Annotated in this window: 28 protein-coding genes and 1 pseudogene; 22 read left to right on the forward strand and 7 right to left on the reverse strand. The window is 47.5% G+C overall.

The features are described from left to right. Positions 1–36 precede the first annotated feature (36 nt). Both EL268_RS05885 and EL268_RS05890 read right to left on the reverse strand, forming a co-directional pair. Entirely contained in the window at positions 37–636 is a 600-nt protein-coding gene (locus tag EL268_RS05885) for an undecaprenyl-diphosphatase (RefSeq protein WP_106653803.1), read from the reverse strand. Between the two features lie 164 nt (positions 637–800). After that, positions 801–1,451 (reverse strand): hypothetical protein, encoded by a 651-nt coding sequence (locus EL268_RS05890; protein WP_106653804.1) that lies wholly within the window; start codon positions 1,449–1,451, stop codon positions 801–803. 272 nt (positions 1,452–1,723) lie between these two features. On the opposite strand from EL268_RS05890, the gene EL268_RS33825 reads away from it, so the two are divergent. The 10 genes from EL268_RS33825 (at position 1,724) to EL268_RS05935 (ending at position 11,623) form a co-directional block, all read left to right on the forward strand. Next, positions 1,724–1,906, forward strand: a complete 183-nt coding sequence (locus EL268_RS33825) for a hypothetical protein (protein ID WP_307724134.1) — start codon at positions 1,724–1,726, stop codon at positions 1,904–1,906. A gap of 1 nt (position 1,907) precedes the next feature. Next, positions 1,908–2,375, forward strand: coding sequence for a MurR/RpiR family transcriptional regulator (locus EL268_RS05895; protein ID WP_307724133.1), 468 nt, complete (start codon positions 1,908–1,910; stop codon positions 2,373–2,375). A 129-nt stretch (positions 2,376–2,504) separates the two neighbouring features. Then, a complete protein-coding gene (locus EL268_RS05900) occupies positions 2,505–3,836 on the forward strand; it encodes an ABC transporter substrate-binding protein (protein WP_106653805.1) in 1,332 nt (443 codons plus the stop codon). 29 nt (positions 3,837–3,865) lie between these two features. After that, on the forward strand, positions 3,866–4,813 hold the full coding sequence (locus tag EL268_RS05905) for a carbohydrate ABC transporter permease (protein WP_106653806.1): 948 nt from the start codon (positions 3,866–3,868) through the stop codon (positions 4,811–4,813). Between the two features lie 17 nt (positions 4,814–4,830). Beyond that, on the forward strand, positions 4,831–5,658 hold the full coding sequence (locus EL268_RS05910; RefSeq protein WP_106653807.1) for a carbohydrate ABC transporter permease: 828 nt from the start codon (positions 4,831–4,833) through the stop codon (positions 5,656–5,658). A 23-nt stretch (positions 5,659–5,681) separates the two neighbouring features. Further along, entirely contained in the window at positions 5,682–6,644 is a 963-nt protein-coding gene (locus EL268_RS05915) for a GNAT family N-acetyltransferase (RefSeq protein ID WP_106653808.1), read from the forward strand. A 30-nt stretch (positions 6,645–6,674) separates the two neighbouring features. Next, a complete protein-coding gene (locus tag EL268_RS05920; protein ID WP_106653809.1) occupies positions 6,675–8,288 on the forward strand; it encodes a glycoside hydrolase family 3 protein in 1,614 nt (537 codons plus the stop codon). 38 nt (positions 8,289–8,326) lie between these two features. Continuing rightward, on the forward strand, positions 8,327–9,241 hold the full coding sequence (gene murQ, locus EL268_RS05925; protein WP_106653810.1) for an N-acetylmuramic acid 6-phosphate etherase: 915 nt from the start codon (positions 8,327–8,329) through the stop codon (positions 9,239–9,241). Between the two features lie 172 nt (positions 9,242–9,413). Beyond that, positions 9,414–10,349, forward strand: coding sequence for a cation diffusion facilitator family transporter (locus EL268_RS05930; protein ID WP_106653811.1), 936 nt, complete (start codon positions 9,414–9,416; stop codon positions 10,347–10,349). A 129-nt stretch (positions 10,350–10,478) separates the two neighbouring features. Then, a protein-coding gene (locus EL268_RS05935; RefSeq protein WP_106653812.1) for an IS3 family transposase occupies positions 10,479–11,623 on the forward strand; the annotation gives its coding sequence in 2 pieces (ribosomal slippage) (positions 10,479–10,752 and positions 10,752–11,623; 1,146 coding nt in all). Between the two features lie 103 nt (positions 11,624–11,726). On the opposite strand, the gene EL268_RS05940 is transcribed toward EL268_RS05935, so the two are convergent. Then, on the reverse strand, positions 11,727–12,068 hold the full coding sequence (locus EL268_RS05940; RefSeq protein WP_106653813.1) for a DoxX family protein: 342 nt from the start codon (positions 12,066–12,068) through the stop codon (positions 11,727–11,729). A 108-nt stretch (positions 12,069–12,176) separates the two neighbouring features. Between EL268_RS05940 and EL268_RS05945 the strand changes: the two genes are divergently transcribed. Then, positions 12,177–12,881, forward strand: a complete 705-nt coding sequence (locus EL268_RS05945) for a Crp/Fnr family transcriptional regulator (RefSeq protein ID WP_106653814.1) — start codon at positions 12,177–12,179, stop codon at positions 12,879–12,881. A 108-nt stretch (positions 12,882–12,989) separates the two neighbouring features. On the opposite strand, the gene EL268_RS05950 is transcribed toward EL268_RS05945, so the two are convergent. After that, positions 12,990–13,658 carry a hypothetical protein gene (locus EL268_RS05950; protein WP_106653815.1) on the reverse strand — a complete coding sequence of 223 codons (669 nt, stop codon included), beginning with the start codon at positions 13,656–13,658 and terminating at the stop codon, positions 12,990–12,992. A gap of 291 nt (positions 13,659–13,949) precedes the next feature. On the opposite strand from EL268_RS05950, the gene cuyA reads away from it, so the two are divergent. Beyond that, positions 13,950–14,948, forward strand: coding sequence for a D-cysteate sulfo-lyase (gene cuyA / locus EL268_RS05955; RefSeq protein ID WP_106653816.1), 999 nt, complete (start codon positions 13,950–13,952; stop codon positions 14,946–14,948). A gap of 62 nt (positions 14,949–15,010) precedes the next feature. Here the strand turns inward: cuyA and EL268_RS05960 are convergent, their stop codons facing one another. Then, complete coding sequence (locus tag EL268_RS05960) at positions 15,011–15,535, reverse strand: DinB family protein (protein WP_106653817.1); 525 nt, start codon at positions 15,533–15,535, stop codon at positions 15,011–15,013. Positions 15,536–15,600: 65 nt separating this feature from the next. Between EL268_RS05960 and EL268_RS05965 the strand changes: the two are divergent. After that, positions 15,601–15,690: pseudogene (locus tag EL268_RS05965) on the forward strand (glutaminase); the annotation flags it as partial. A gap of 74 nt (positions 15,691–15,764) precedes the next feature. Here the strand turns inward: EL268_RS05965 and EL268_RS05970 are convergent. Further along, positions 15,765–16,097 (reverse strand): hypothetical protein, encoded by a 333-nt coding sequence (locus EL268_RS05970; RefSeq protein ID WP_106653818.1) that lies wholly within the window; start codon positions 16,095–16,097, stop codon positions 15,765–15,767. Positions 16,098–16,221: 124 nt separating this feature from the next. Here EL268_RS05970 and EL268_RS05975 point away from each other — a divergent pair, with 124 nt between their 5' ends. The 4 genes from EL268_RS05975 (at position 16,222) to EL268_RS05990 (ending at position 20,017) form a co-directional block, all read left to right on the forward strand. Further along, a complete protein-coding gene (locus EL268_RS05975; protein ID WP_106653819.1) occupies positions 16,222–17,187 on the forward strand; it encodes a PfkB family carbohydrate kinase in 966 nt (321 codons plus the stop codon). A gap of 12 nt (positions 17,188–17,199) precedes the next feature. Continuing rightward, on the forward strand, positions 17,200–18,093 hold the full coding sequence (locus EL268_RS05980; RefSeq protein WP_106653820.1) for an AEC family transporter: 894 nt from the start codon (positions 17,200–17,202) through the stop codon (positions 18,091–18,093). Positions 18,094–18,122: 29 nt separating this feature from the next. Further along, entirely contained in the window at positions 18,123–18,899 is a 777-nt protein-coding gene (locus EL268_RS05985) for a GNAT family N-acetyltransferase (protein WP_106653821.1), read from the forward strand. Between the two features lie 134 nt (positions 18,900–19,033). Continuing rightward, positions 19,034–20,017 carry a helix-turn-helix transcriptional regulator gene (locus EL268_RS05990; protein WP_106653822.1) on the forward strand — a complete coding sequence of 328 codons (984 nt, stop codon included), beginning with the start codon at positions 19,034–19,036 and terminating at the stop codon, positions 20,015–20,017. Here the strand turns inward: EL268_RS05990 and EL268_RS05995 are convergent. Further along, positions 20,014–20,343: a hypothetical protein gene (locus EL268_RS05995; protein WP_174769424.1), complete on the reverse strand. Its 330-nt coding sequence runs from the start codon at positions 20,341–20,343 to the stop codon at positions 20,014–20,016. The two genes, EL268_RS05990 and EL268_RS05995, sit on opposite strands and share 4 nt — an antisense overlap. Positions 20,344–20,433: 90 nt before the next feature. On the opposite strand from EL268_RS05995, the gene EL268_RS06000 reads away from it, so the two are divergent. The 5 genes from EL268_RS06000 to EL268_RS06020 all read left to right on the forward strand — a co-directional run bounded on the left by EL268_RS06000 (position 20,434) and on the right by EL268_RS06020 (position 24,641). Further along, positions 20,434–20,712, forward strand: coding sequence for a DUF2277 domain-containing protein (locus EL268_RS06000; RefSeq protein WP_106653823.1), 279 nt, complete (start codon positions 20,434–20,436; stop codon positions 20,710–20,712). A 90-nt stretch (positions 20,713–20,802) separates the two neighbouring features. Further along, a complete protein-coding gene (locus tag EL268_RS06005; protein ID WP_106653824.1) occupies positions 20,803–21,039 on the forward strand; it encodes a hypothetical protein in 237 nt (78 codons plus the stop codon). Positions 21,040–21,173: 134 nt separating this feature from the next. Beyond that, positions 21,174–21,503 (forward strand): cupin domain-containing protein, encoded by a 330-nt coding sequence (locus EL268_RS06010; protein ID WP_106653825.1) that lies wholly within the window; start codon positions 21,174–21,176, stop codon positions 21,501–21,503. Positions 21,504–21,727: 224 nt separating this feature from the next. Beyond that, entirely contained in the window at positions 21,728–22,420 is a 693-nt protein-coding gene (locus tag EL268_RS06015; RefSeq protein WP_106653826.1) for an FHA domain-containing protein, read from the forward strand. A gap of 169 nt (positions 22,421–22,589) precedes the next feature. Further along, on the forward strand, positions 22,590–24,641 hold the full coding sequence (locus EL268_RS06020; RefSeq protein ID WP_106653827.1) for a penicillin-binding transpeptidase domain-containing protein: 2,052 nt from the start codon (positions 22,590–22,592) through the stop codon (positions 24,639–24,641). Positions 24,642–24,646 lie beyond the last annotated feature (5 nt).

Consider the following 24,646-nt stretch of genomic DNA (forward strand, 5'->3'; position numbering starts at 1 on the left):
TCTATGGTGGAACGATGACAGAGACGTAGCGGGGAATCAAACGTCTCTCGTCTTCGATTTGGCAGGGAAGATTACTTGCTCTCCTTTTTCATAGAAAGCAAGTAGAGTATGAACAAAACTCAATCTCGGCACGATCATATAGACCGCCAAGGCAGACCCAATGCTGATCAGGGCACCCACAATGACATCTGCCGGATAATGAACGCCTACCAAAATACGAGAAAGACCGACACAAGCAGCAAGCAGAATCCAGAGTGGCCCTGTCGTCTTTCTAAAAAGCCAGTAGGTCATGCAAAAGGAAAAAAACAGGATCGTATGGTCGCTGGGAAACGAATTGTCGACCGCTTTTTGTACCAATTGATTGACGTTCGCAAGCTCTGCGAATGGCTGATTGTTCGCATGAAAGCTTCCGGCTACTTTCCCGAATAGCTCAGCGAGAACAAACGTAAACGCCGCACAAACGACCATGATGCGATTCTCATGTTTTCTCGTAAACCAATAGACCAAAGCACTCAACGCCAGAATAAACACCGCGTATTCCGCTACGTAAAAAGAGACGGGATTGAGAGCCGGATACTCTTTCCCCAAGTCATTAATCAAGCGAAAATAGTGAATGTTGATTTCCATGCCATTCATTTTTGGTGATCCTCCTTTACATGTAACAGGAGAATCGTAATCGAAAGGAGAGAAATGGGAAATTGATTTACCTTACAGAATATTACAGGGTTGTAAGGTTGGTTTCGTAGCATCAAAAAAGAGACGGCAGAACCGTCTCTTTTTTATTGGACAAAAGGTCCATATTATTTGTTGTTGCCTTCTAATGCTGCTTCGGGGTAGATGTTTTTTTTGAAAGCCTTTAATTCTCCGACACTATCCATGGTCACGTTGATCGAATGGTCCGTGGATGTGTAAATCACAAGAATCTGTTTCTTGTTATCCTGGGAAGTAGAGGAGTGGATCTCTGAGAACTTGTATTTTTCGGCTTGCTTTCCAAATAAGCGTTTGAGATGCTCCTTGCCTTTTTTGATCGCATCCTGTTCACTGAAAACTTCTTTCGAAGAGGGGAGTTTGTTTTGAATGTCGACGCCGATCAGCTCTCCCGTACTTGCGTTCACATGGATAACGCCGAAATGTGTGCTAGTACCCTCTCGTGTGCTCGACAAGAGTATTTCCAGACGATCGATAGGACCAGAAGTGGTGACGACACTCTCTTTTAGGATGGAGGCGATGTGATAGTTTTTCAGGTCAGGCATGACTTCCTTGACGTGATTCAGCGTCGCTTTTGTTTTCTGATTCAGATCTTTTATAGATAATTCCTCCAACTTGCTCGCAGTTACAGTTGCTTTCGCTTTGTGGGAAGAGGCTGCCGCGGCTTCGTTTGACAGAACAGGTGTGCTTGACAAAAGGAGTACCGCTATCAGGGTGAAGGGTAGTGCTTTGCGTTTGGACATTTTCAATCATCCCCATTAATTGTCAATTGGGCGTACATAGATTAATACGGAAAGAGATCCGTATAAGTAACTGTAAAAATTGTAAAAAATGATAACAAGACAAACAACGGAAGAAAGTGTCGAAAAATAGTTTTGAAATTTTATTTCAAATTTGACAATTCATATTGATATTTTATTTCAAGTGTCTATAATACAAAATATGTAATGAATTGCCAAAGTAACACTTGAATGTAAGCGCTTTAACAATTTCTCGAGACTAAAGGGGTGGTATCGTGTTAAATGGCGGGTTGCTGCGCATCCGCGAATCATTGCACAATATCAAGCGTTCTGAACAAAACGCAGCACATTACATTTTAGCCAATCCGGATGAGGTGATTCGTCTTTCCATCAAGGAACTCGCGGAAAGAAGCGAATCCAGCCAGGCTGCCATCATACGCAGAGCAGGCGATTGGTGAGTTGTATCGTGCCACCCGGATTGATTTTTACGGAGTGGGTGCTTCTCAATTGGTTGCCCAGGATGCCCAACATAAATTTTTGCGCATCAATAAAATGTGCACGGCCCATTCGGATTCCCACTTGCAGCTTACTTCGGCAGTCACCTTGACGGCTGGTGATGTGGCAGTCGGCATCTCGAATTCGGGGGAAACCTCGCAGATCATTACGACGATGAAACAAGCCCGCAAATCGGGAGCTGTGACCATCGGCATTACCAAATACGGTACAAACTCCTTGGCGGAATGCGTGGATATTCACTTAACCACGTTTTCAACAGAAGCGGATGAACGCAGTGCCGCCACTTCCTCACGAATCGCACAACTCAATGTGATCGACATCTTGTTTAGAGGTGTTGCTGCCAAAAATTACGATGTCTCTGCTGCGTACTTGCGCCAGACGCGTAAAGCTGTTCGGGAGCAATACAAATAAGCAAATCCTCCTTAGAATACACAAACTCCTGCCTTTATCCTTTTATCCTTATCAGTCAAGAACGTTAGATGTTTGGATATATCGTTAGCTATGCAAGCTTTCTACTTATTGCAATTGGGGAGGTTTTCCATGAAAAAGAGAAGGTTTCTCTCAGCACTCGGTTTGATTGGCTTAGCCGCGGCATTGCTTATTTCTGGATGTAGCAGCCAGTCCTCCACACAGCAGGGGGACAAAGTCGAATTATATATGGGCTACAGTTCTGATCCACCCACGAAGAAAAAGATGGAAGGAATTATTGCAAAATTCGAACAATCACATCCTCACATCAAAATCAAAACGATGACGGCTCCATATGATGACTTCTATCAAAAGCTGACGACTCAGATCGCAGCCGGGAATGCCCCTGATCTTTGGCAGAGCGACGGGACAAAAGTATTTGGGTACGCCCAACGCGGCGCAATTCTCGACATCACCGACTACGTCACGAAAGAAATCAGCAAAGAGGAGCTCAACGGTCTGGAGTTCAACAAGGACTCAGATGGGAAGTATTGGGGCGTGCCGCAGGGCATCCAGGTCGGAGCCCTTTTCTATAACAAGGATTTGTTCGACAAAGCGGGTGTATCCTATCCTACTGCAGATTGGACCTGGGATGATTTGAAGGCAGCTTCCGTCAAGCTGACCCTCGATGCCAACGGGAAAAATGCAGATGATCCTGCTTTTGACAAAAAATCAGTAAAGCAGTACGGCTTCGCGTTTTTTGGTAGCTCACGCGGTGCGTTTAACATCTTGAAAGCGTATGGTGGCGGAGTATTGGACCCGACTTTGACAAAATCGATTATCAACAGCCCAGAGAACAAAAAAGCGGTCGAGTGGATGGTCGACGGCATGCAGCGCAAGCTTTTCCCGAACCCGGCTGACCTAAAGGCGTTCCAAAGCAACTTCAAAGCGTTTTTGAGCGGGGCTGTGGCGATGCAAATCGATATTTACGCAGCAACAACCTCGATGAATGGTGCAGGGTTGAATTACGATGTCGCTCCTATGCCAAAAGGACCGGACGGCAAACGCTTCGCACCCGTAATCGCCAACTCATGGGTCATCAACAAAAAAGCAGAGGAAGAGAAGGTCAAAGCCGCAAAAGAATGGATCACATACTGGACGACATCAGATGAAGCACAAAAAGAGTGGACAGCAGTAGGGGAAGCCATTCCGGTGAAAAAATCAGTGGCGAATTCCGAAATGTTCCTAAACCCAGCCACGAAGCCGGAAAACAAAAAAGTCTTCCTCGACACCTTGGAGTTCGCGGGCACGATTGATACCAACGCTGTCTTTACCGAGTGGGTGAAGGTGTTCACGGATAATCTGGCGGAACTGTTCATGGATAAATACGGAACGGATGAATTCATCACGAAAACAGACGAAGGCATTCAAAAAGTTCTGGATGACTTCTTCAAGAAGCAGTAGTCATCAATCAGTGAGGATGTGTGCCAACCATGCTAGAGCTGCAAACCAAGCAACAGTCGAAGCCTGCTGTGAAAAAGAGAAAATGGTTGGATAGCGAGGGGAGATGGGGACTGCTCCTGGTCTCCCCTTATCTCATCCACTTTCTCGTGTTCGTCGTGGGAACATCGGTCGCGTCATTGTACTTCAGCTTTTCAGACTACGATATTTTAAATCCGCCCAAATGGACTGGCTTGGACAATTATGAAAAGCTGTTTGAAGACCCGCTGTTTTATCGCGCGTTATGGAATACGGTCTATTTTACGATCCTGTACGTTCCGGCCAAAACGTTTTTGGCGTTGCTGTTAGCAGTGGCCCTGAATCAAAAGCTGAAGGGCCTGAAATTTTTCAGGATGGTTCACTTTTTGCCGGTTATCTCCTCATGGACGGTAATCGCGTATGTAGCGGATGCGGTGTTTAACCAGCGGATCGGTTTTGCCAATGCTTTTTTGTCTAAACTTGGGCTAGCCCCGCAAAACTGGCTGATTGATGAATTCTGGGTCATCCCGGTCTTGGTTCTCATCGCTATCTGGAAATCGGTCGGCTATATGATGATTATTTTTCTCGCTGGGCTGCAAGGAATTTCTTCTGACATGTACGAGGCAGCCTCGATTGATGGAGCAAACGCTTGGCAAAGGTTTTGGCGGGTGACAGTCCCGATGATTTCCGGCACGACGTTTCTGGTCGTCATCTTGAATACGATTTACTCCTTCCAAAACTTCGAGCAGATTTTTGTCATGACCGGGGGCTCTACGGAGGCAGGCTCGACAGGTGGTGCGAATAACGCCAGCCTCGTCCTGATGCTGTTCATGTTCCGTCAAGCATTCAGCTTTTTCAAAATGGGCTACGCCTCTGCCATCGCGTGGGTGTTGTTCCTCATCCTGCTTGCCATTACGCTCATCCAATTCAAGCTGCAAAAGAAATGGGTTCATTATGATTAAGAGGCAAGGAGGTAGCCATGCAAAAGCGTTTCCCTCTAAATAAAATCATTGGATACCTGTTTGTCATAGCGAGTGCGTTGATTATGCTGGTTCCGTTTTTGACGACGGTGTTTAACTCGCTGAAAACTTACAAGCAGTACATGCAATTTCCGCCAGAATGGCTGCCCAATCCAGCACAGTGGAGCAACTATACAACCGTGTGGGAACAGGCGAATTTTAGCAGCTATACAATCAACAGTCTGATTGTCGCGATTCTTTCGGTTATCGGGGCCTTATTGTCCAGCTCGATGATTGCCTTTGCCTTTGCCAGGCTGCGCTTTCCTTTCCGCGACACGCTGTTCATGATCGTGCTGGGAACGATGATGATCCCGGGGATCGTCACGATAGTCCCGCAGTTTATTATCTTTAAAAATTTGGGACTGCTCGACACGTTGGCCCCGCTTTGGATTTTGGAGTGGCTCGGACAGCCGTTTGCCATTTTTTTAATGAGGCAAGCATTCTTGAACATCCCGAAGGATTACGAGGAAGCGGCAAAGCTGGATGGCTGCAATCCGTTCCAGATTTACTGGCGGGTGTTTTTGCCGATGTGCAAGCCTTCCTTGGCAACACTGGCGGTTTTTACGTTTATGGGGAAGTGGAATGAGATTTTGGCGCCAGTCATTTATCTCATTTCGGACGAGAACTTTACACTGCCGATCGGGATTTTGTCTTTGAGCGGTCAGTACAAGACAGAGGATCAACTGCTGGTGGCAGGGGCATTAATCAGCTTGATCCCGATTTTGATCGTGTTTTTGTTTGCCGAGAAATATTTTGTGGAAGGCTCCAAAACTTCTGGATTGAAATAGGGCGTAAGGGAGGCAAGCATCCGATGCAATACGTACCTTGGGACGATCTATATGCGGACACTCTGTGCGAGCTGTGGAATCAGGAGTTGGGTGATCGCTTTCCGATGCGGCCTGGGCTCATGCGGCAAAACAGCTTCGAGGATCAGAATGTAGTCAAAGCCGGGTCGTGGATTGCGATAGATGCTGTGACGCAGTGTCCTGTCGGTTTTGTCGTGGCCAAATGCTGGCAGGAAAAGCTCGACATTCAGTTGGGAAAAGGCATTGGCTGGATTCAGGTTTTGCTCGTGTCTACAGCACATCGCGGGCAAGGGGTCGGGCGTGAATTACTGGCAAGGGCAGAAAATGCGTTGCGAGAGCAAGGGGTGGAAAAGGTCTTGCTGGGACGCGATCCGTATCATTATTTCCCGGGTATACCCGATGAATCTGCGGGCGTAAAAGCGTGGTTTGAGCGACAAGGGTATCACTCGGAGGATCGATTGGAGAACGATCTGTTATGCCAGTATCTCGAGCCAGCGGAGCTGGAATTGCCAGAGGTACCAGATGGCCGCTTTCGACTGTTGACGAGGGAGGACGAAGATGCCTTTTTGACCTTTTTGCATCGATGCTTTCCCGGACGCTGGGAGTATGAAGCCACTCACTATTTCCAGCGGGGAGGAACCGGACGCGAATTCGTCGTTGTGGAGGTGCACGATGAGATCGTCGGTTTTTGCCGGATCAATGATGCCGATTCTCCGTTTGTTGCCCAAAACGTCTACTGGGCACCATTGTTTGCAGATGGGCTGGGCGGCATCGGTCCGTTGGGTGTGGATGCGGAGTATAGAGGACGAGGCTTGGGACTGGCGATTGTGGAGGCAGGCATTGTGGCTTTGCGGAATCGCGGTATTTCAAACATTGTCATCGACTGGACGACGCTGGTCGACTTCTATGCGAGGCTCGGGTATCGCAGCTGGAAGCAGTATGCGAAGTACGGCAAAGCATTCCCTTAACAAGAGCAAGTCGGTAGGAAGGAGGATTCCATGCAAGCCGAACATATGACAGTGGAACAGAAGGTTGGGCAACTGCTGATGATCGGTTACCCTACGCTGGATATTCCCGAAGAAATGGAAACGTGGATCAAACAAAAGCAGATCGGAAACGTGATTCTTTTTAGCCGCAATATCGGGACACCGGAGGAGACCTATCAGCGCGTGCGAAAGCTCCAGAGCTGGGCGTATGAGTCTTGGCATCCCTATCCGCTGTTGATCGGGACCGATCAGGAAAATGGCGTGGTCTCCCGTCTGCAAAAAGCGGCGACGCGCTTTCCCGGAGCGATGGCTTTGGGTGCCACAGGCAATCTCGATCAAGCCAAGCGCATTTATCAGGCAACAGGTGAGGAGCTGCGTGCAGCAGGGATTTCAGTCAATTTCGCGCCGACGGTCGATGTGAACAACAATCCGGACAATCCGGTTATTGGGGTGCGGTCTTTTGGAGAAGCGCCAGAGCAGGTGGCGCGGTTTGGTGAGGCCGCCATTCAAGGCTTGCTTGCGAGTGGTGTCATTCCCTCTATTAAACACTTCCCCGGTCATGGCGATACGAGCACCGATTCTCATGAGGCCGTTCCTGTGCTTGGGCATGATCGGACGCGACTGGATCAGGTTGAGTTGGTTCCATTCAAGCGCAGTATCGCGGCAGGAGTCCCCATGGTTATGGTTGGACACATCAGTTTGCCGAGTATGGATGAGTCGGGTTCTCCTGCTACGTATTCCAAGGAGATCGTGACGGGAATATTGCGTGAGTCGCTCGGATTTGATGGGGTCGCGATTACGGATTGTATGGAAATGGCTGCCATTGCGGGTACCATTGGGGTTGCGGAAGCGGCGGTGCGTTGTGTGCAGGCTGGGATCGATCTTGTTCTGGTTTCCCACACGCATGAAGTTCAGCAAAAAACGTACGAACGACTCGTTGCGGCTATTCATTCGGGGGAACTGTCAGACGAGCGGGTCAACGAAGCAGTAAATCGCGTGCTTCAATTAAAGAAACGATTTCTTTCGTGGGAGCATTGCTTGCGAGCAAAAGGCCCTTCCTTTGACCGTGTCCAACATGCAGACATGGCGAGAAGTGCGCTCGCCCAAGCCATAACCTTGGTGAAAAATGAACATCAGCTGCTTCCTTTGCAGAGAAGCAAGCAACCGCTAGGCGTGATTTTTCCGGGGATTGCCAACCTGACTTTGGCAGAGGATGGGCAAGCAGCTTCTGGCGATTTGGTTGCACCAATAAGAAAATATCGCGAAGTTGAATACCAGATGATGTCGACGCTCAACCCGACAGAGGAAGAAGTGGAGCTTGTGGCGCATGTGATGTCAGCCACAGAGCAAATCGTCGTTTTTACGTACAATGCCCATATCTTTAAAGGCCAATCATTGCTGGTGAACCGGCTCGTTCAACAGGGGAAAAAGGTCGTGGCTGTCGCCCTGCGAAACCCGTATGATCTCTTGGTAATGCCAGAGGTCGATGCGTATCTCGCCGTTTATGACCATACGTACCAGGCCATAGAGCTTGTGGCAGACATTTTGTTCGGGGAACGAAAGGCAGCTGGACATCTTCCGGTCAGCCTGTTTCCATCGGAGAAAAAGCAGCATGGTGTAGGGTAGAAAGAGAAGATGAGTGTAGATGGGTGGGAGGTAACTGGATGGAGTTTCACCTGCGTGATTTAACGACAGAAACAAGAAATCGGAATACGGAAGAGCTGGATAAATTCTCTACGATGGAAATTATCCAGATCATGAATGAAGAGGATAAAACAGTTGCGTTTGCCGTTGAAAAGGAGCTGGCTTCGATTGCAGCGGCCGTTGATTTGATCGCAGCATGTCTGGAAAACGGCGGAAGACTCTTTTATTTTGGAGCAGGAACGAGTGGGAGATTGGGCTTGCTCGATGCTGCTGAATGCCCCCCAACCTTTGGGACGGACCCCTCATTGGTGCAGGGAGTCATAGCAGGCGGGGAAAAAGCAATCGTCAGGGCAGTCGAAGGAGCCGAAGACGTTGAGCAGAACGGCAGGGAAGATGTGATCGCCTATGGCGTAAAGGCAGGGGATGCCGTGGTGGGCATTGCGGCGAGTGGTCGGACACCCTATGTAATCGGAGCATTGGCGGAAGCAAGAAGGCAGCAGGCAAAAATCATTTCATTGTCCTGCAACCAGATGGCGCAGATCAGCCAAGGTGTGGATGTCGCGATTAATGTGGTAGTAGGGCCAGAGGTGGTGACCGGATCGACTCGCTTAAAAGCAGCTACGGCGCAGAAGATGGTTCTCAATATGATTACGACCGGATGCATGGTACGGTTGGGGAAAGTATACAAAAATTTGATGGTCAATGTGCAGGTAACCAATGAGAAACTGAAGGAACGTGCAAAACAAATCGTGGCAGAAGCGACCAATGTCTCTACTGATGAGGCAGACGTACTGTTGCACAAGGCAGACGGTGACGCAAAACTGGCGATCGTGATGCAAAAGACTGGGTTGCCAGCAGAAGATGCCAGCCGTTTGCTCACCCAGTACAAGGGCAAAATCCGACGGATTTTGGAAGGGAATCATCATAAGGAATGATCAGCCTAATCCTTTTGGATGAGGCTTTTTTTGTCTTGTAAGACACAACTGGTAATGAAAATCACTTGTATGATCCATAAAATGTTCATTTGAATATCGTTGGAAAAGAGGATATGATTACATTAATTCTTACATTATAATTTTTATAATTAAATAGACAGAGGTGATACGTATGAAAAAGGGTGATTATCATCATCTTGATCATGTGAAAGAACAGCAAACATCGAAGAAAACACTGTGGATTACGCTCCTATTGACATTGTTTTTTACGATCGTGGAGGTTGTGGGAGGCTTGATGTCCAATTCACTTGCGCTCCTGTCCGATTCCGCCCATATGATTTCTGACGTCTTTGCTTTAGGGTTGAGTATGACCGCTATTTATATGGCGACACGCAAGCCGAATAAGAAGTACACATTCGGATTTCTCCGTTTTGAAATTATTGCTTCGTTCTTGAATGGCTTGGCTCTTGCCGTGATTTCGATCGGGATTGTCATTGAAGGGATCAAACGGATGATCAATCCGCAAGACGTTGATTTGCAGTTGATGCTGACCATTGCATCCATCGGTTTGGTTGTAAACGTCGTGCTGACTATTGTACTTTCCCGCAGCATGAAGGAAGAAGACAACCTCAATGTAAAAAGCGCGTTATGGCATTTTATTGGAGATTTGCTCAGTTCAGTCGGTGTAATTACGTCGGCGATTCTCATTTACATGACAGGCTACTATTTGTTCGACCCGTTGATCAGCATGGTGATTGGGGGAATTATTTTTACAGGTGGCGCCAAAATCATTCGTGAGTCGCTGCTCGTATTGATGGAATCTGTTCCAGAGCAGTTTGATCTCGAGCAAATCCGTCAGGACCTCAGTGAAGTAGAGGGCGTGGAGGATGTTCATGAGCTGCACCTGTGGGCGGTATCCACGGAGCATTACTCCCTGACAGCGCATGTGTTCGTTCGGGAAGGCATCCAGCCGTATTGTGTCATTCTGGCGATTAACCACATTCTGCAAACGAAGTACGGAATTGACCATTCGACGATTCAGATCGAGCATCCGACGATTCTGGATCATGGGGAATATGGCAAGCAGTTTTTGCTTAAGCAAGCATAAATGACCATGAGAAAAAGGCTAGTCTCCAAGGAAGGGGACTGACCCCGTAATGTGAGACAAATCAAAACACCTTCAAGAGAACTAAACCATGTCGTAAGATATGGGGACAATCTTGGAGGTGTTTTTGCATTGTTAACTAGAGTGAGTTACCCCGTGGAAATCAAGATGCAGGCGATTCAAATGAGATTGGCAGGTGTTCCAGTGAAGGAGGTTATGGAGAAACTCGGAATCCGCAATGTGACTCAGCTAAAAGTCTGGATGAAGTGGTATCGAGAGGGTGAGCTTCATCGACTAGAACAACCTGTTGGCAAACAATACAGCTTTGGCAAAGGTCCTGAGTTCACTTCAGAGCTTGAGAAAGTGAAAGCAGAAAATCGTTTTTTGAAACAACAACTGGATGTGCTAAAAAAGTACACGGAATTGGAAAGGAGGTGACACCTAGAATCATGGTCACATGGATGGAATCCATCAAAGGAGAAGTGAATATTACCCAAGCTTGCGCTTGGTTGGGTATTGCGCGATCCACCTATTATCGGTGGAGGTCAGTGTTTAAAACGAAACAGAAGGACCCTATAGTCGAGAAGATTCGACAGCTATGTTCCCTACATAAATTTCGTTATGGCTATCGAAAGATCACCGCACTCCTTCGGATTGAACAACAAATTAATCACAAGCGTGTGCAACGGATTATGCAAGTAGAACAACTGCAATGTCGAGTCCGCATCAAGAAACGTAAACCAACGGGGCAACCTTCACAATCCGCTGAACATCTGCTACAACGTCAATTTCATGCTGAAGCTCCGATGCAAAAGCTAGTGACAGATATTACGTATTTGCCGTTTGGTGGGAAAATGTTGTACTTATCAAGTATTTTAGATTTGTACAATGGGGAGATTGTGGCTTACACCATAGCAGATAAACAAGACACTTCGTTTGTCTTAGATACGTTAAATCAACTTCCTAATCGACCAGGAATGATGTTGCATAGTGATCAAGGCAGTGTGTACACGTCTCAAGCTTACCAAGAGGCAGTAAAAGGAAAAGGCATTATCATGAGCATGTCCCGCAAGGGAATGCCCGCTGATAACGCCCCCATCGAATCGTTTCATTCCACACTAAAGTCTGAAACGTTCTATCTCGAAGGCCTTACGAGTACAACGACGGCAATCGTTGTACAAACCATTCGAGATTATATTACCTACTATAACTCAATTCGTATTCAAACGAAACTAAACAACCAGTCGCCGGTTGAATTCCGACGACTGGCTGCTTAAACTTGTAAGGTGTTTTGATCCCTGTCCTACAAACGGGGGTCAGTCCCGAAGCTCAGGAGATAGCCTTTTTTGTTTGCTTTCCCTCAAAAGCACACGGAAACGATTAAATCCAAAGAAGAAGCAACGAACAAATAAGCATAAATACCGCATTTATCGCCATGACGGGCTTATGTTTTGCCCGAAAAAGATGGGCATGGATAGCACCAAGCATGAGGATGGCGAAAAGGATGCAAGCGAGTGTTAATACTCCAGGAATCCAAAAGGAGCTAATTACGCCGATGACTCCGACCAGCTCAAGTGAAGCAATCACGTCCATAAACCAAAGTGGGTACCCATATTCCTTCCAGTGCTGGAGCATAGATTTTGCACGTAAAAACTTCATTAACACCGAGATAGAAAACATCAAAGCCAAAATCAGTGAAAGAATTATCATGAATGTGTTCAACGATTTACACTCCTTTGTTCATTCGAAATCCATTCCTAACGAGGAGTATAATGGGAGTGATCTATATAATATGTAGTTCAGCCTACAGTGAGCAGGAGGAAGTACACAGTGATCGAAAAGGAGAAGTTTTTATCTCGCATCAATTTGTTTCAGACGTTAAGTGAAGCGGAGCTAGCCCAATTGGAACCGGCGACCCCTATGGAAGTAGTCAAAAAAGGAACGATGATTTCCTCCCCTCACCTGGAGCAGAAAAGGTTGTTTTTGATCAAGGCTGGGAAGGTTCGCTTATACAAGCTTTCGGCTGACGGCAAAGAGCTAACGATTGATTTGCTCGGCACAGGCCATGTGTTTGGCGAGATCGGCTCGTTTACGATTAGTTCAACCAATATGTACGCCGAAGCGTGGGAAGATTCGCTGATTTGTTCGATTGATAAAGGACAATTTGAAGAGCTGATGCTAGAGAAGCCGAGGCTTGCCTTGCATTTTATCGAGATTGTCTCGAATCGTTTGCAAGAGGTAGAAGAAATGATGGAGCTCATGGCGTATGGAAGTGTGCGACAGCGTCTCGTATATTTGCTCGGCAGGCTGTGCGAGAAATATGGAGAAGAGCGCAAGGCTGACGCACCAGAATGGGTCGAGCTGGCAGTGAACCTTACGCATCAGGAGCTGGCGACAATGATGGGGTGTATTCGTGAAACCGTAACAGAGGCGCTCCATGAGCTAACTGTAGAAGGCATCGTGAAGAAGGCTGGACTGCGTAAGCCGTTATGGGTGCATCGGGAACGATTGAGAGAAGCATTGGCGAAAGTGTAGATACTATCACGGATGGAAATAGAGCCAATCAGCAAAAATCCCGTTGCCCTATAAAAAGGGGACGGGATTTTTGGTATGGTGAGAAATGATAGTGCTCGATATTGTCTTTTAATCCGAAACAACGATTTCGACTGCTTCAGAGACCTCATCGTATTTGTTCTTTGCAGTGATATTGATTGTAAATTTTCCGGCTTTTTCAGCTTTGAAGAGTACGACTTTCTTGTTTTCATTGCCGACTCGCTTGGTGTAAAGCTCAGTAACCTGTGTACTGTAAGTGAATTGAGGAGTGGCTTTTGAACTGTATGTGATGAGGATAGGCACTTCTTTGCCTTTTTTGACATGGATGGTGTTCGGTGTGACATTCAAGGTGATTTTATTTGGATCCTTGATCGAAAGAGTTGCAGTGAGTTCTATTTTCTTTTCTCCTTCAAAGCTCTTGTGAGTGGCTTGGTAAGCGAGCAAGTAGATACCTTGGGAGGTAGGCTTCAGGTAACCTGTGGTCGTATAGGTAGCTTTGGTTTTGCTATGGGTAGTTCGGACACTGGTGATCTTATCCTTGTCATTGCCACCAATTGTTTTCAGCAAAAACTTGGCATCGGTAATCTGCCCGGCTGTTTTTGTTTCTACGGATAGCTTAATCGATTCACCAGCATTGTAAGTTTCCTTTAATCCTACAAACTTTGCCTCGTAAGCGGCAGGATTTGGACCAGCAAAAGCACCGCTTGACATGGTTAATACCATGGCTAAGGCGATGGCAATTCGCAGGAGTGTTTTCATAGATTTCCCTCCACGATTGAAATTGGGTTACAGTCTATCGAGTATATTATCCCTGTTATTCCTTATATTTACAATTGCAAAATATTTAAATTTTCGACAAATTTTTCAGGAAAGAACGCCCAAAAAAGAGGCGCTCTGAGCTCAAGCTATTTAACTTTTGTGGTTTACGAGACCCATTGTACCGGGCAATCTTATTTTTGCCTGTAACAAAGTCACATAATGCGAAGGAATTCGTACAACACAAAGCGTATGAATACCAAATCACACTCCAAACCGAAGGGAACGAAGGGCATGAACCATATCCGTTACCAGCGAAAAATTTATACACACGGACCTACACCAATCGAAAGGCTGGAGCGACTGTCCAAGGAGTTGGGAGGACCGAGCATTTCTATCAAGCGAGACGACATGCTTGGCTTGACAGCAGGGGGAAACAAGACACGAAAGCTGGAGTATTTGGTAGCGGAGGCAATCCAGCAAGGGGCAGACACGTTGATTACATGTGGAGCTGTCCAATCCAATCACTGCCGGTTGACTCTGGCGGCGGCAGTCCGCGAAGGTCTGCACTGCCAGCTCGTGCTGTCCGCGCCTGAGACGGGCGGCTACCAACCGCAAGCGAGCGGCAATCATCTGTTGTTTCACTTGCTCGGAGCAGAAAAAATCGAGGTCATTCCCGCAGAGGCAGATTTGCTTGCAGCGATGGAAGAACTCGCTGAAAGTCTGCGAAAACAAGGCAGAAAACCATATCTGATCCCTGTAGGAGGCTCTAACGAAGTCGGGTCATTGGGATACATGGCTTGCGCGGAGGAAATCGAGCAGCAGGCATGGGAAACAACGACTCCTTACGATTATGTCGTAACGGCAACGGGAAGCGGCGGTACCCAAGCAGGCTTACTTGCGGGATTTATGGCGCGTCAGTCTAACACAAAAGTAATCGGGATCAATGTCAGTCGAGATCGGGCTGCACAAGAAGCCAAGGTGATGGGATTGCTTCGCAGTACAGCTTCACTGATTGGTTTGCAAGGGGACATACAAGCAGAAGCCGTGCTTTGCGACGACAGATTTGTCGGGCCAGGCTATGCGATTCCGACGGATGGCATGATCGAAGCTGTTCAGCTGGTCGCTCGAACCGAGGGAATTTTGCTAGATCCAGTCTATACCGGAAAGGCGATGGCGGGGTTGATCGGCTTAATTCGCGAAGGGTATTTTAAGAAGAGTGATCACGTATTGTTCCTGCATACGGGTGGTGCCCCAGCGCTGTATACCGTTCCGCAGCTGTTTTTGCCATAAAAAATACAGGCAGTGGCAGCGATGACGTACATTTGCGTCCAGAGCTACCCCTGCCTGTTCGATTATTTGTTCAGGATACCTAAATATTCCCGCCAAGGTCCAACATCCGCCGTGTACCGCTTGGCCAAGACCCGTACGATCTGCGCCGTATGCGTTAAATCATGAACGACCCACGTAGAGAGCAACTCCCGTACTTTTACGACCCCAAAAGCGGGATGGAGTCCGGTTAATTCCAGATGCTTTTCCGGTTCCACGAGCGTTCGCAGCTTGGCTATGTTTTGTACACGGAGCGTTTTGAATTCCTGCAGCTTTTGCTCGAACGATCTAACCGAGGTTTCCTGTAAGTGAGCGTACCGATCAAATGGAGGAAACGGTTTACTCTCTCCCTCTTGAAGAATGATCACCAGACGTGGGAGCCAATTCGTTTTCTCAGCCTCGATCAGGTGTTCAATCACTTCGGTGGCATGCCAGGTGCCGTCGTCTTCGTTGTGCAGCAACCACCCATCCGATAAGCCCGTTAACAAATATTCCAATGCTTGTGGCGTACGCTCAAGAACCTCAATCGCTTCATCCAGATTAAAATTCATGGTACGACTCCTTTCGGTATGGAATTCGGAATTATTCGCCTTTCACAGGCGCCATCCCTTCCAATTTGTTTGGAGCTTCCGGCAATTTTGCCGCTTTTGTGGGTGTGCCAGCGAAAAGCGGCGTGTCAGGAGGCATTATGGCTGCCGTCCCTCCGCGTGGGATTTGACGATCTATTAAAAAGAAATGGCTAGAGATCACAGATCATGTCTGGATCTTTAGCCATTTCTTTTATTTCCTTAATTGATTTTTTATGAGCTGCTCTTCGTGTTCTGTAGGATTTGAAATTCTGTTTTCAATAAAGAATTCAGCTTGGCTCTTTATGATGCTAATTTCTCTCTCTTCATCTACGATCTTCATTCCATCTGGAGTAGTGAGGTGAGCAACTTCTGATAGATTTCCTTCCTTTTGAATATGATTTGATCGTAAATCAACGAGCACCGTCATCAGAAGTTTATCTTTATAGAAGATTCTTGCTGTCACCTGTTTTTTCTCCAAATCAACCAAAGGATAATCAGTTCTTATTCCAACTGGTTCAAAAATGGTAAACCCAAAACTTTTCACAGCGAATCACCTCGTTTCTTGATTTTACCAAATGGAAGCATCAACATACAGCCGCTGGCTTTCATTGGCAAAAAAAAGAACCTGTGACATACTGGAGCTATCACGGTCATCGGAGGAAATCAACATGGTAGATGTGGTTGCATGTGGCGAGTTATTAATTGATTTTACACCTGTACAGCAGAAGGAAAAGCCGGGCAGCGTTGCATTTAAGCAAAACCCTGGAGGAGCGCCTGCCAATGTACTTGCCGCCCTGTCGCGCTTTGGGAAGCGGACTTCCTTTATCGGTGCGGTGGGAAACGATGTGTTCGGGCGTTTTTTGCAACAGACCTTGATCCGACAGAATATTGGCACAGAAGGGCTCGTACTCACGGAGGAAGCGCCTACGACATTGGCTTTTGTCCATCTCGATGAGACAGGCGATCGTTCTTTTCACTTTTACCGCAATCCGGGTGCAGACATTATGCTGCGGGAGCAAGACGTGAACGAGGCGTTGATTGCACAGGCTGCCATTTTTCATTTCGGTACGTTGTCCTTGACGCATGAGCCAGCCAGATCAGCAACCTGGAAAGCCGTCGAGTACGCGAAAAAGCATCAGCGGCTCCTTTCATTTGACCCGAATATTCGAGCGTCCTTATGGGGGAATCTGGAGGAAGCGAAGGCTATGGCCCTCAAAGGAGTGGCGCAGGCTGATATTGTCAAGCTGTCCGAGGAAGAGCTGGCTTTTCTCATGGGGAGCGAGGATGTCGTGGAAGCGACAGCGTGGATGCTTGCGCAATATGATCTGCAGGCTGTTTTTGTCACGCTGGGGGAAAAGGGGTGTTTTTACCGCACACGAAATCGATTCGGTACAGTCGGTGGCTTTCAAGTAACCGCGATCGACACGACTGGAGCGGGAGACGCGTTTGTGGGCGCACTGCTCTATCAGCTTCTTGAGGCGGGGGAAAGTATGCTGGATATCCCACAAGCCGCATTAGAGGACATGGTGCGCTTTGCCAATGCGGCAGGTGCGCTAACAACAACACGGACGGGCGCCATTCCCGCCCTGCCGACGCTGTCTGAGGTCAAAAGCTTCATGGAAGCAGCACGGTAGGAGGGAAGAGTCATGATATTTGTGGAAGTCATCCTGCCTGTCCTGCTCATTTTTCTTAGCGGCTATATTTTGCAGCGCATTTTCAAAATGGATTTGAAGCCGATCTCTTCTTTGGCGATTTACATCTTGTCGACGGCGCTCGTCTTTCGTACCTTTTACAAAACAGAGCTCGACTTGCAATTATTTTATATCGTCGTGATTTCGCTGCTCTTGCTGGCTGCTCTCGTTGTGATCACGCAGTTGACGGCACGATTGTTCAAATACGACAAGCAACAGGAAAGCGCGCTGATGCTCGCGACCGCCTTCATGAACAGTGGCAACTACGGGACGCCGATTATTTTGTTCGCCTTCGGAGAGGCTGGCTTTACGTATGCGGTGCAAATCATGGTTTTCCACTCGATCATGATGGGCGTATTCGGTGTGTATTTTGCCTCCAGAGGCGGGAATGGAATGGGGACGGCTATCAAGGCGATCTTCAAGCAGCCGTCCAATTACGCTGTGGTTCTCGCGATTTTGCTGCAACAACTGCAAATCGTCATCCCGCAAAGCTACTACCAAGCGATTGATCTCGTTGCACAGGCGGCGATTCCAGTTGTGATGCTCATTTTGGGCATGCAGCTCGCCAATGTATCTACGAAAGCGCTAGAGTGGCAGGGACTCAGTGCTGCGAGTGTCATTCGGCTGGTGGCGTCACCACTTTTGGCGTACTTCATCTGTCTGTTATTCCCGATTGATCCGCTGCTGCAAAAGGTGCTGGTCGTTCTGGCAGCCATGCCTTCTGCCGCAACCACTGCGATTTATGCGATCCAATTCAATATGCGACCACAATTCGTCTCTAGCAGCGTGTTGGTTACGACGGTTATCAGTATAGGTACATTAACGTTTTTGCTGAACATTCTGCACTAGTCCTGACATAGGCAAGGGAGGAAGAAAACATGAATAAGACTGAGGTATTGCAGCTTTTTGACAAAGAGATGAGAGTGGAAATCACCTATCCGCCACTTCGACGGGAGGAGACAGAACACCTTGTTCGCCACGTCTCGCCAACCCCGGATGATTCAGGAGTGGTCTTGTTTTCCAGGCTGTATGAAGAAAATGCAGAGGAAGTGATCAAGCAGGAACTTGCCTATTTCTCAAGTCTTCAGCAGTCCTTTGAGTGGAAGCTGTTTGATTATGATCAACCGGCTAATTTGCTTGAGAGGCTGAAAGGCCATGGTTTTACAGTTGATGAGGAGGAGGCGCTGCTTGTGTTGGAGGTGGCGCAGGCAGAGGAGTTGCGAAGCCTTGTCATTCCGCCAGAGATACGGCAAATCACAGACTCGGCGGGCATTGATGATATCATGCAGCTGAAGGAGCAGCTATGGGGCAGTGTCAATGCGGAGCTTGCTGCGAGATTAAAACGGGATTTGGCGGAAGATCCTGAGCACCTGCTCGTGTACGCTGCGTACAGTGGCGATCAGGCAGTGAGTGCAGCTTGGATGTATTTGCATGAGAATACGTCCTTCGGCAGTCTGTGGGGAGGCTCTACTTTGCCTGACTTCCGAAATAAAGGCTATTATACGGCCCTCGTGGCAGTACGGGTACAAGCAGCACAGGAACGCGGGTATCCGCTGTTGATGGTGGATGCAAGTCCGATGAGTCGACCGATTTTGGAGAAAAAAGGCTTTGAATTTCTCGCCTATTCTTATCCTTGTTTTTATGAGTATAAATAGTATCGTGAAAAAGAAAGCTGCCCAATGCTCTGAGGGGCAGCTTTTGTAGTTGCAGATAGTCGCCTGTGTAACTATTATGAGAATAAGAATCATTTGCAAAAATATCCTACATATGGTTAGGCAGGGAGAAGGTCATGGATCAAGCATCTGTACATTCCATATACGATAGCTATATCAATGCATTGCCCTCTACAAAAAGTGATCGCATTGTGTCCGAAGCGAATCGGTATACACTGACGAATAGTGATGGCTACCTTCGGAGAGTGATTCCTCGACCGGGATTGGAGCTGGTCGAATCCAGCTATTCCCTTCAGGAAAACCGCGTCATGAATTTACAGTCGCAGGCAGCCATGGTTGAGCTCAGCTTTTGTTTGGAGGGGAGCGGGGAGTTCGTCGTTTCGGGAAGTCAGCACGAGTTTTTGCCTGGGAGCTGCTCCCTTCAATTGATGAACGACTTTCATGCGCATTTTATGTACCGGGCGGATGTTCCTCATCGATCTGTCGGGATCGGTATTTCCGTGGAGCAATTTAATGATTGGGTGGCTGAGAGCGATGTGGGAGCAGCGTATTCATTTCAAGGGCTGCTTGGCAATCAAGCCTATCGTCTGTTTCGGATGCCGTTGCAACCGAATATGGCTCGGATGCTCCAGCAGTTGAACGATTTTTCATCCTCTCATCTGAAGCTGCGTAGATTGCATACGGAAGGCAAGATTCTGGAGATTGTGTCGTCGGCGCTGGATACGTTTTTGTTCGAGCGGGAAGAGAATCGACCAAGGACACAGTTATCTCGGAGTGATCGGGAAAAGATTCACAACGCCCGTGACATTCTACTCGAAAATATGGAGTCTCCGCCTTCTCTGATCGAACTGGCGCGTATGGCACAGCTCAATGAATACAAGCTGAAGATCGGCTTCAAAGAAGAGTTCGGGACGAGTGTATTTGCCTATTTGCGGGAAAGGCGTTTGGAAAAAGCGCTTGGATTGCTGCGGGAGGGCAATCTGAATGTCAGTGAGGTTGCACTCATCGTGGGATTCTCCAACTTCAGTCATTTCTCCGAGGCGTTTCGCAAGCAGTATGGACTCAATCCTTCCGAAGTGAAGCGGGGAAGATTTTGTTAGTTAGACGCTGCTTCCTGTGGATTGAAAGGTGACTCTTCTACAACAGGCACATGGTTATCAGGCATGGGCCTTACTGTTAACTCATACACTTTCTTGTTTTTGACATCGTGGACTCTCGTAAAATACCGATTCATCCCGTAACGAAATGATGGCATGTCAGCCTTCAAATCTTCTAAAGGAATGTTATATTTTTGATGGATGTAAGCAATCGCATCTTGGTTCGTTTGTATCCTGCCTGATATGGTCCCGAAGAACTCCGTACATCCTCCTACAACAACAGGAATGGACATGATCAGGAGGGCATAGGTTAATGCGCGTTTGGCCATAATTGTGCTTCACTCCGTTTCCTCTCATCTAGCGATTCAACGATCACGTATAGTAAAATGATACAAAAAAAGGAACAGAAGGTGTAAGCGATGTGCCGAAACATCAAAACCTTGTTCAACTTCGACCCACCCGCGACAGAAGATGAGATTCAAGCAGCAGCCCTGCAATTCGTGCGAAAGCTCTCGGGCTTCAACACGCCTTCGAAGGCCAATGAAGAGGCTTTTCACCGCGCGGTCCAAGAGGTCTCCGTTGTTGCGAAAAATCTCTTGGATTCGCTGGTGACGAATGCAGAGCCACGCAATCGAGAAGTCGAAATCGAGCGTGCTCGCGCGAGAAATGCCAAACGGTTTGGCACGACAGAGCAGTGAGACGATGAAGACAAGCAGTCTATTCTAGGGGCAGTCCATTAAGGCAACTGCCCATTTTTATTTTGCGAGAAATGAATACGGGGTGAGCCTATGGAGCGGCTAAATGAGTTGAACGATTTGCTAAACAAATTGGAGGAGCGACATATCTTTTATCGCTTGAGTAAAATAAGGAGTGAAAGCATCATGATCGAGGTAGCTGTCCCTGGTCAAAGATGGGAGATCGAGATTATGGAGGACGGTACGATAGAGATCGAAAAATTTATAAGTGACGGTGATAGGTACGACGAGAAGGAGTTGGATGTGCTGTTTCGAGACTTTTCCGATTAATTTTGGATGACAGTTGTTTTGTATCAGAAATTTCAGTATCTTATCATCGCCTTATGAGATGATTTATCATTTCGCTACTATGTCTCTCTCTTGCAAATTATAATATCGTAGAGTGCAAAGGGGAGAGGATCATCATGGAAAAGGTAAACATCGCACAACATTTATCACGCTTGCAAGATTCCTGGGGCTCTCTGGTTGTCGGAGAGATGAATGATACGTCTATTAAGCTAGAGAAGCTGCAAGGTGAGTATCCTTGGCAACAAAATGACCAGAAAGATGAACTGCTGTTTGTCGTCAAAGGAAGAGTGTTGATGATGTACCACGAGCGTAATATATGGGTGGAAGCCGGAGAGTTTATCATTGTGCCAAAGGGAGTTTCCTACAAATTGTTTATCCCGAATGGAGATTGTCATCTACTGGCGATTGAACCGAAACAATTCGCTGCTCTCAAGCGCTGCTCCTAAGACACGATCAACATAGAAAATCGAGCGCTATTCGTTTGTCGGATAGCGATGATATAGAGCTGTCAATCGACCGGTCACTTTTGTTGTCTGGACAATTGGCGGCTTTTTTGCTATTAATTATGTTTAAAACTTTTTGACCTTCCACTAAAAGAAAAAAGTATTGACTTATGCGTAATTTATTATGTAATAAATACTGATAGCTCCAACTCTTTTCGAGGTGATGAATGTTGGACGACGGCATATATGTATTGATCAAAAAAGGAGACCCCGAGCAGCTTCAAAAGCGTCAGTTTCTACATAAGGAAGAGTGTACAATTGGAAGACGGGGCAATCAATTACAACCAGACATTGCTTTTTCCAGTCCGTATATATCCAGAAGGCATGCAGTGATACGGAAAATCAATAACCAATATACGATTTCTGATTTGCAAAGCAAGCATGGGACAGAAGTAAACGGAATGCCGATACAGCAAGCACCGCATTTTCTTTATCACGGTGATCATATTACGCTGGCAAAAGGCGTGGTTGAGATGATATTTTTCGCAGAGGGCAGCGAGATGGATGTGACGAGGGAGTTCTCATTCCCTTTGACGAATCCAAAAGAAACCACCTCCACTTCCGGCTTGGTCATCAATCTGGAACGCAGAGAAATACGTCTCGATGGCGCGAGAATCCATTTGACCGGAAAAGATATGGACTTGCTCATGCTTTTGTACCAACGTACGAATCAGGCGGTCAGCTATGAGGAAATCATGGTACTCGTCTGGCCGGAGCGGTTGCTGAATACGGAGAGCAGCGTCCCGGATGTTGGCCGAGCGGAGATCAACGCGCTCGTTTATCGCTTGCGTAAGCGGCTGGGCAGATATGGCGAGAACGTCACCACGATTCCGCGCTTTGGTTACATGTGGGAAGAATAGTAAGCAGTACGACAGACACAGGATGAATTTCCTGTGTTTTTTTGCATTTGATGTAACTATCTGACACTTATCATCGTCCTATGAGAATAGTCTCATCTTGTCATCATCTTTTTTCCATATATTATGGTATCCGACTGTAATATCGTGTGGGAGGGAAGGTGAATGACTAGTGAAAAAGACATGGTTGGTATTTTGGACGGTTTTTGTCGTTGTTCTTTCAGGGTTTTTCTATCTTTTCTGGGACTTTTGGAAGGACACCACGCGGTCGGATGGCGAGAGGGCAAAGGCAGCATTCACCACTTATACGACAAAGTGGGGAGAACAGAAATTCTCTGACATGTATGAGCAGCTTTCTTTACATACAAAAAAGACCATCAGCAAAGAAGAATTCGTTTCGCGTTACCAAAACATTTACGGAGGAATCGAGGCCAAAGCGGTTGCGGTCGAGCCGATGTACAATGGCGACGTCATGCCGGGTGAGGATGGGCAGATCAACTTTCATTATCGGCTGACGATGGAAACATTCGTCGAACCGATTTCCTTTACAGGGAAAGCAACGCTTGTCAAAGAAACGCAGAACGACTTGGAGGACTGGTACATTCATTGGAATCCTTCTTTTATTTTTCCAGAAATGAAAGAAGGGGACAAAGTAAGAGCTAATACAGTGTATCCCAGACGAGGTGAAATCACGGATCGGGCAGGGCGTCCATTGGCAACAGAGCGTGTCGTGGTAGATATCGGGATAAATCCGGGAGAATGGAGCCAGGCTTCACAGACCGGGAAAATGGAGGTCAGCAAGCTTTTGCAAATTCCGTTAGATGACCTCACCTCGAAGGTCCAAGCTACGACAAGCAAGTCGGCCAAGTATATCCGGATCGCCACGCTGCCGCAGGACGATGCACGCATCAAACCATTGGAAAAAACAGAAGGGCTCACATTGCACAAAAAGAAAGTCCGCTACTATCCCTATCAGGACGCGACAGCCCATCTGGTTGGCTATGTAGGAGCGATCAATCAGGAAGAGTACGAGAAGCGAAAGGATCAGGGCTATAAAACGTCCGATGTGATTGGAAAATCAGGACTGGAACAGATTTTTGAAGAGCAGCTAAGAGGGAGGGCAGGTGGGCGTATCGTCATCACGGAAGCAGATGGAACGGAAAAAAAGACCGTGGCGGAACGCTCCGCCAAGCATGGACAGCCTCTGGCATTAACCATAGATGCTGAAGTACAGCAGACGATTTACCAGGAGCTGAAAAACGAAGCAGGCACGGCTGCGGCGATCTCACCAAAGACCGGGGAAATCTTGGCCCTCGTCAATTCGCCGTCCTTTGATCCGAATGCGTTTGTGCTTGGGATGTCGGCTGCAGAGTGGAAGCAATTGAATGAAAACCCGCAAAAGCCGCTTCTCAATCGATTCGCGCGCGGGTTTGCGCCGGGCTCTACCTTCAAGCCGATTACGGCAGCAATTGGACTTGAGTCAGGCGCAATTACCCCTGCGGACAGTATCCATGTCCGCGGACTGCATTGGCAAAAGGATGCGTCTTGGGGTGGGTACGAGGTAACGCGGGTCAGCGATTACGGGGGACCTGTCAATTTGGAAAAAGCATTGGTGTACTCCGACAATATTTATTTTGCAAAAGCGGCACTCTCCATGGGGGAGGAGCAATTCGTGAAAAAGAGCGAGCTGTTTGGATTCCATGAAGCTCTCCCGATTCCATATCCACTGGACAAGTCGAAGCTGTATAACGACGGTTTCAAAAACGAGATTCAATTGGCAGACTCCGGATACGGTCAGGGCGAGGTAACGATGACACCGCTTCACCTCGCGTTGGTGTACAGCGCTTTTGCAAATGACGGGAGTATCGTCTATCCATCACTAGTGCAGGAAGACAAAAAAGGCGGGTATTGGAAGACAAATGTCATACCTGCCGATGTGGCGAGCACGGTGAAGCAGCATTTGATAAAGGTCATGGAAGACCCGCGCGGCACAGGACGAGGAGCGCGTGTGCCTGGTATTCGCATGGCGGGCAAGACTGGAACAGCTGAGCTGAAACAGAAAAAGGGCGAGCTCGGAGTGGAAAACGGATGGTACGCCGTTTTTAATGCAGATGATCCGCGTTTGCTGGTTACCATGATGATCGAAGATGTCCGTGGTCGGGGTGGCAGTCACGTACTCGATGCACGTATCAAACGGATTTTCACGAAGGTACTGAAAGAGTAGGGAGA

The organism is Brevibacillus brevis, assembly GCF_900637055.1.
Lineage (GTDB): Bacteria > Bacillota > Bacilli > Brevibacillales > Brevibacillaceae > Brevibacillus > Brevibacillus brevis.

Excerpts from the sequence above, each read along its gene's own strand:
- EL268_RS05995 (WP_174769424.1), bottom strand. The coding sequence starts at position 20,343 with ATGGCCAAACGCGCATTAACCTATGCCCTCCTGATCATGTCCATTCCT.
- EL268_RS06000 (WP_106653823.1), top strand. The coding sequence starts at position 20,434 with ATGTGCCGAAACATCAAAACCTTGTTCAACTTCGACCCACCCGCGACA.
- EL268_RS05915 (WP_106653808.1), top strand. The coding sequence starts at position 5,682 with ATGCAATACGTACCTTGGGACGATCTATATGCGGACACTCTGTGCGAG.
- EL268_RS06010 (WP_106653825.1), top strand. The coding sequence starts at position 21,174 with ATGGAAAAGGTAAACATCGCACAACATTTATCACGCTTGCAAGATTCC.
- EL268_RS05885 (WP_106653803.1), bottom strand. The coding sequence starts at position 636 with ATGAATGGCATGGAAATCAACATTCACTATTTTCGCTTGATTAATGAC.
- EL268_RS05920 (WP_106653809.1), top strand. The coding sequence starts at position 6,675 with ATGCAAGCCGAACATATGACAGTGGAACAGAAGGTTGGGCAACTGCTG.
- EL268_RS05910 (WP_106653807.1), top strand. The coding sequence starts at position 4,831 with ATGCAAAAGCGTTTCCCTCTAAATAAAATCATTGGATACCTGTTTGTC.
- EL268_RS05980 (WP_106653820.1), top strand. The coding sequence starts at position 17,200 with ATGATATTTGTGGAAGTCATCCTGCCTGTCCTGCTCATTTTTCTTAGC.
- EL268_RS06005 (WP_106653824.1), top strand. The coding sequence starts at position 20,803 with ATGGAGCGGCTAAATGAGTTGAACGATTTGCTAAACAAATTGGAGGAG.
- cuyA (WP_106653816.1), top strand. The coding sequence starts at position 13,950 with ATGAACCATATCCGTTACCAGCGAAAAATTTATACACACGGACCTACA.
- EL268_RS05890 (WP_106653804.1), bottom strand. The coding sequence starts at position 1,451 with ATGTCCAAACGCAAAGCACTACCCTTCACCCTGATAGCGGTACTCCTT.
- EL268_RS05975 (WP_106653819.1), top strand. The coding sequence starts at position 16,222 with ATGGTAGATGTGGTTGCATGTGGCGAGTTATTAATTGATTTTACACCT.
- EL268_RS05905 (WP_106653806.1), top strand. The coding sequence starts at position 3,866 with ATGCTAGAGCTGCAAACCAAGCAACAGTCGAAGCCTGCTGTGAAAAAG.
- EL268_RS05985 (WP_106653821.1), top strand. The coding sequence starts at position 18,123 with ATGAATAAGACTGAGGTATTGCAGCTTTTTGACAAAGAGATGAGAGTG.
- EL268_RS05960 (WP_106653817.1), bottom strand. The coding sequence starts at position 15,535 with ATGAATTTTAATCTGGATGAAGCGATTGAGGTTCTTGAGCGTACGCCA.
- EL268_RS05900 (WP_106653805.1), top strand. The coding sequence starts at position 2,505 with ATGAAAAAGAGAAGGTTTCTCTCAGCACTCGGTTTGATTGGCTTAGCC.
- EL268_RS06015 (WP_106653826.1), top strand. The coding sequence starts at position 21,728 with ATGTTGGACGACGGCATATATGTATTGATCAAAAAAGGAGACCCCGAG.
- EL268_RS05990 (WP_106653822.1), top strand. The coding sequence starts at position 19,034 with ATGGATCAAGCATCTGTACATTCCATATACGATAGCTATATCAATGCA.
- EL268_RS05930 (WP_106653811.1), top strand. The coding sequence starts at position 9,414 with ATGAAAAAGGGTGATTATCATCATCTTGATCATGTGAAAGAACAGCAA.
- murQ (WP_106653810.1), top strand. The coding sequence starts at position 8,327 with ATGGAGTTTCACCTGCGTGATTTAACGACAGAAACAAGAAATCGGAAT.
- EL268_RS05950 (WP_106653815.1), bottom strand. The coding sequence starts at position 13,658 with ATGAAAACACTCCTGCGAATTGCCATCGCCTTAGCCATGGTATTAACC.